The organism is Azospirillum sp. B4 (assembly GCF_000333275.1).
GTDB lineage: Bacteria > Pseudomonadota > Alphaproteobacteria > Azospirillales > Azospirillaceae > Nitrospirillum.
The window spans coordinates 1-4,751 of the sequence record NZ_BACU01000599.1 but is presented as its reverse complement, the minus strand read 5'-3'; the positions used below and the strand labels follow the sequence as shown (position 1 = coordinate 4,751).

Genomic DNA, 4,751 nt, shown 5'->3' with positions numbered 1-4,751 from the left:
GGGGCGCCGAAGGTGTAGCGCAGCCCGACCAGGACCGAGTGGCTCTGTAGGGAGCCCTTGACTTTCGGGGAGTTCGACGGCTCGTACGTGGTGTCCGGCGTGCCCATGAAGCGGTAGCCGAGGGTGAAGTCCAGGTTCGGGCTCAGCGCATAGGCCACGCCAGCGGACAGCTGGTAGGTGAAGGCGGTCGTGGAGGTTTCCACGATGTTGCCCGGGGTGTACAGGTCACCCACGCCGTCGAACTTGTAGCGACCGAAACCGACGCCCACGCCCACGTACGGGCGCAGCGGGCTGTCGACCTTGAAGTCGTAGTAGGTGTTGGCCATGAACGTGAAGGCCGTCACCTCACCGGCGCCGCCGGCACGGCCGGGGCCACCACCGGTGATGTCGCCGACGGTGCTGCCGCCGTAGCCGACCTCGACGCCCAGCCGGACGCCGTTGCCGAACTTGTAGCCGCCCTCGACCAGGCCGGTCGGGGAGGTGGTGAAGTCGGCCTTGTCCGTGTAGGTCGAGCCCTTCAGGTCGGTCTTGTCGGCCCAGTTCACACCGGCCTGGGCGCCGATGTAATAGCCCTCGTCAACCTGGGCCAGCGCCGTGGCCGGCAGGCCCAGCGCGAACACCGCGCACAGTAATGAATGACGGAGTTTCATTCGTCGTTTCTCCTCCTTCTGGCCGAGGGATACATGCCCCGTTAGGGACCCCCGGTTGAATTTAAGACTACCCTTCGCGCCAGGACGTGGCGCTTTTGCTTGTCCCGCCGGTCGGCAGGGTTAGACAACGTCCTGAGTTAATTCAATCCTTCAACACCGTACGGGGAGCAACCCAGCCTTGTGAGCTACGCCGTTCGGCCCATCAGGACATGCCGTCTATCTGATGGAAATAAGGTTAAACTGAGGCACGTTTTTTCAAGGGGCGCAAGTTCGGAAAGTAGCGGATGCCCTATCCGCATAGCGCTTACTGACCCGACCTAGGGCTTTAGTTAGGCCTGCTGCGCCGACCATCCGTAAAATGCCGATTCAGCGGCGCTGCGGGCGGCGGCGGCATCCGCGAAGACTTGCCCATCCAGGGCCTGGGCCCGCGTGTGCACGGCGTGAAAGGCCATGCCCTGGGGATGGGTGGTCACCAACCCCACCGCCTCGTCGTCGATTTCAATGACATATCCCGCCGGATCGGGGAGCGTAGCCGCCGGCCGCCGGGGACCGGCGCCATGGGGATCGGATGACAAAAAATCAAGGGGCTGTTCCCCGATGGGCGCAATATCCGCCGCCCCAGTCAGGGGTATTCTATTGGGCATAACCCGTTCTCCTTTAATCGGGCGCGCCTCCCAAGGAGGGGGCCGACTTGCCGGCGGATTAAACAACCCCGAGCTTTACGATTTCTAGCACGCTTATGGGCATAGCGTTACTTTGTCCCCCCACCCCTTCGTCATCCACCGGGTGGCTGAGGGCAGGCCCATGCCCCGATTTAGGGCATGGGCCTGGTATTACCTGTGGTGAACAGGCCCGGGTCAGTGTGTCGCACCGCTGCTGGCGCCGCCCGCCTGCACAGACGGGGTGGCTGCGGATGGGGTGGGCGCGGCGGCATGGATCATGGTGACGCGGTCGGCGGGGGTGGCCGCGGCCATGACCGGCGCCGGCAGGTCACAGCGCGGCAGCTCCGACACGCGCACCACGGCGTCGTTGCTGATGGTCTTCACGACGTCGCTGTCGGTCATCAGTTCGGCCTGGGCCAGGCTGGGAGCGTGCTGGGCGCAATAGACATCGGTGGAGACGGCGGCGATATGCTGCGACATCTCATTGGCGAGGTGGGTGCGCAGCGTATCCAGCGCGCGGTTGGGATTGCCCTTGGACGTCTTGCGGAAGTGGGCGATCAGCGCGTCTTCCCAGGCGATGATCTGCGTGCGGTGCGCCAGCGTGAACTTCTTGTAGCGTACATAAAGGCCCTCATAATTGCCGCCCAGCTGCTGGCAGGTCAGGCCGATGACCATCAAGCGAGTGTGGAAGCGGATGGCCTGCTCCGCGTCGAACTCCGCCGACGAATAGCAGGGGCCGGCCACCTTGGGCGTCTTGGCCTCCGGCGCCGCCTTGCCCTTCTTGGGCGCGGACACCGCCGCCTTCTTGGCCGGCGTCGCCTTGTCGGCGGCGAAGGCGGGTGTGCCCACGGCCGTGACGGCCAGAGCCAGGGAGAGGAGCGGGGCGACGAGCGAACGGGCACGCGTCATGGCGCGGGATTCCATTATGATTGAAAGGGCGTCGACATCGTGGCGGCGGCGCGGCGCATCCCCATGAAGACATCCCCCAAGCCGACCGGCCGGGGGGAACGCCCGCGATCAGGCCCCCGCATCCACCACATCTTGTACATTTAGCCCCGCAGGCCCACCATGAGCAAGAGTCGGGACTCGGCCTAGCCCATAAGGGAGTGTCCAGGCCGGCGTCATGGCCTGAAATGGCGGTAAGCAAAGGAAATGTGGGCATGGCCCGTATCGGCATCGACCTGGGCGGCACAAAGATCGAGGGCCTGGCGCTGGGCGCGGACGGAACGGAACTGGCCCGCCGCCGCATCCCCGCCCCGCGTGACGATTACCGCGCCACCCTGGCCGCCGTCGCCGGCCTGGTGGACTGGCTGGACCAGACCATCGGCACCGCCGGGGAACCGCCCGGTACAGCCAGCGTGGGCGTGGGCATTCCCGGCGTGGTGTCACCCGCCACCGGGCTGGTTAAGAACGCCAACTCCACCTGGCTGATTGGCCATCCGCTGGACCGCGACCTGGCGGCCGCGCTGGGGCGCCCCGTTCGGCTGGAGAATGACGCCAATTGCCTGGCCCTGTCGGAAGCCGCCGATGGCGCCGGCGCCAATTGTCGCACGGTCTTCGCCGCCATCCTGGGCACCGGCTGCGGTGGCGGCCTGGTCATCGACGGGCGCATCGTCACCGGCCGCCACGCATCGGCTGGCGAATGGGGACATGGCCCCCTGCCCTGGCCGCAACCGGCCGGCCCACGCACACCAGAGGACGAACGGCCAGGACCCGCCTGCTATTGCGGCCGTCAAGGGTGCCTGGAGACCTGGATTTCAGGAACGGGCCTGGCGGACGACCATGCGCGCATCACCGGCCGGCGGTTGACGGCGGTGGAGGTGGCTACCCTTGCCGCCGCCGGGGACGAGCCGGCGCGGGCGGCGCTGGACCGCCATGCCGACCGGCTGGCGCGCGGCCTGGCCGGCGTCGTCAACCTGCTGGATCCGGATGTCATCGTGCTGGGCGGCGGTCTGTCCAACATGCCGAATCTCTATGAAGAGCTGCCAGCGCGCCTGGCCGCCTGGTGCTTTTCCCCCGACGTCACCACACCCATCCGCCCCGCCCGTCACGGCGACTCCAGCGGGGTACGCGGCGCCGCCTGGCTTTGGCCCCTCGAAACTTGACGATCCTCAGGCCTGGCGGCGCGCCCAAACCAGGGTGCCCGCCGCCGCCAGGAACAGCAGCACCGCCACGACGGCCGCCCATAGCGCCGACGACAGCAGGATCAGTACAGCACCGGCGACCACCTGGCCGGCAGCCGCCATGTGCAGGCGGGCCCGGAGCGTGAGCGCCACCGCAGGCGCCGGGGATGGCCTGGAGCCGCCCGGCTGGCGGTACGGGACGGCGCGCGGGGCGGCGCCGGGGCGGGCGTTCCGGGATCGGTTCTTCAGGGGTCGCTTGGGCATGCCTCCGGCATACCAGCACCCCACGGGCCAGGCAAGGGCCGCCAACACCTGAGTCGCGCGCCGCCGGAATAAGGCGACGACGACCGCCATCCCTGCCCGCGGAACCGCGGCTGGCGCGCCCGTTCAGCGAGTCGCGCAAACCGCTTTTTAAAAAAGAGCGGCAACGGCGGAATCAGCGCTTGCAGTCCGGGGATTTTCTTTTAAATAAAGGTCAGGACTTGGGTGTCACGGGCCAGCCCTGGCGGACATCGCAGCGGCGACCCGGCACTTCAGTTCAAACGGATTTTCATAAACCTTGCGCCGCCACCCATCGGGTGGGAACGCCCTTGGTGTGGCAGTGGTATTCTTGGACTTTTGCTATAAAGATCCCTGAATACTATGAGGTTTTGAATATCGCTTTTTAAAGGTGTGGTCCGGTCGCCGTATCCATGGCGGCGGCGACATCAGGGACGCCGCTCCAGCGGGTTTCGACCCGTGACGCGTGGCGGGCCTTGGCGCACCCCGTCCGTGACCGCCGGGTCAGCCCACCATCGTTCGGCTGCCGGCCTTTGATGATGTGTGACAGACATGACCCAAGAGCCCCTGTGGCAGCCCAGCGATATTCAAACCCAGGACGGCGTCGAGAAGGAGGCCGACGGCGACGCGCCGAAGCGGCGCGGCCGTATTCCGCAATCGGCATGGCCGTCCATCCTGGAACGGTACCGCGCCGGCGCCACCCTGTCGGCCATCGCCCGGGAATTTATATAGACGGCCAGCGCCATCTCATACATCGTGCGCAAGGCTGAAACCAGCACCCCCACCGCCGAAGGCGCCCAGGGCGCCGACGCCCCGGCCCCGTCCGCCGAGGCGCTCGCCGCCCCTAGGGCCCCTCGGGCCCCCAAGGCCGAGGCGGCCCATCCCAGCCCGGCCCTGCCGCTGGAACAGCCAACCGTCGTGACCGAGGCGCCGGCCGCCCCGGCTTCCGATCAGCCCGCTCCCCAAGCCGCGGCCACACAAGCCGCCCCCCAGGCACCCGTCGTGGCGGAAGCGCTGCAGCCCAGCCCGCAGCCTGC

At 67.4% G+C, this 4,751-nt stretch carries 6 protein-coding genes and 1 pseudogene; 3 read left to right on the top strand and 4 right to left on the bottom strand.

The annotated features are described in order from the left end of the window. The 3 genes from I55_RS27015 to I55_RS27010 all read right to left on the bottom strand — a co-directional run. The coding region (locus I55_RS27015; RefSeq protein ID WP_148293999.1) for an outer membrane protein at positions 1–650 on the bottom strand (650 nt) is incomplete at its 3' end. 329 nt (positions 651–979) lie between these two features. Then, entirely contained in the window at positions 980–1,225 is a 246-nt protein-coding gene (locus tag I55_RS36390; RefSeq protein ID WP_148293998.1) for a hypothetical protein, read from the bottom strand. Positions 1,226–1,507: 282 nt separating this feature from the next. Further along, entirely contained in the window at positions 1,508–2,221 is a 714-nt protein-coding gene (locus I55_RS27010; RefSeq protein ID WP_148293997.1) for a hypothetical protein, read from the bottom strand. Between the two features lie 251 nt (positions 2,222–2,472). Between I55_RS27010 and I55_RS27005 the strand changes: the two genes are divergently transcribed. Further along, positions 2,473–3,417 (top strand): ROK family protein, encoded by a 945-nt coding sequence (locus tag I55_RS27005; protein ID WP_044563832.1) that lies wholly within the window; start codon positions 2,473–2,475, stop codon positions 3,415–3,417. 6 nt (positions 3,418–3,423) lie between these two features. Here I55_RS27005 and I55_RS27000 read toward each other — a convergent pair whose 3' ends face one another. Then, positions 3,424–3,699, bottom strand: a complete 276-nt coding sequence (locus tag I55_RS27000; protein ID WP_044563831.1) for a hypothetical protein — start codon at positions 3,697–3,699, stop codon at positions 3,424–3,426. 567 nt (positions 3,700–4,266) lie between these two features. Here I55_RS27000 and I55_RS26995 point away from each other — a divergent pair. Continuing rightward, a complete protein-coding gene (locus I55_RS26995) occupies positions 4,267–4,446 on the top strand; it encodes a hypothetical protein (protein ID WP_044563830.1) in 180 nt (59 codons plus the stop codon). Between the two features lie 24 nt (positions 4,447–4,470). After that, positions 4,471–4,751 (top strand): annotated as a pseudogene (locus I55_RS36385) (hypothetical protein); the annotation flags it as partial.

What these genes read in the sequence shown, in the direction of transcription:
- I55_RS27010 (WP_148293997.1), bottom strand. Translation starts at nt 2,221, where the DNA reads ATGACGCGTGCCCGTTCGCTCGTCGCCCCGCTCCTCTCCCTGGCTCTG.
- I55_RS27005 (WP_044563832.1), top strand. Translation starts at nt 2,473, where the DNA reads ATGGCCCGTATCGGCATCGACCTGGGCGGCACAAAGATCGAGGGCCTG.
- I55_RS27000 (WP_044563831.1), bottom strand. Translation starts at nt 3,699, where the DNA reads ATGCCCAAGCGACCCCTGAAGAACCGATCCCGGAACGCCCGCCCCGGC.
- I55_RS26995 (WP_044563830.1), top strand. Translation starts at nt 4,267, where the DNA reads ATGACCCAAGAGCCCCTGTGGCAGCCCAGCGATATTCAAACCCAGGAC.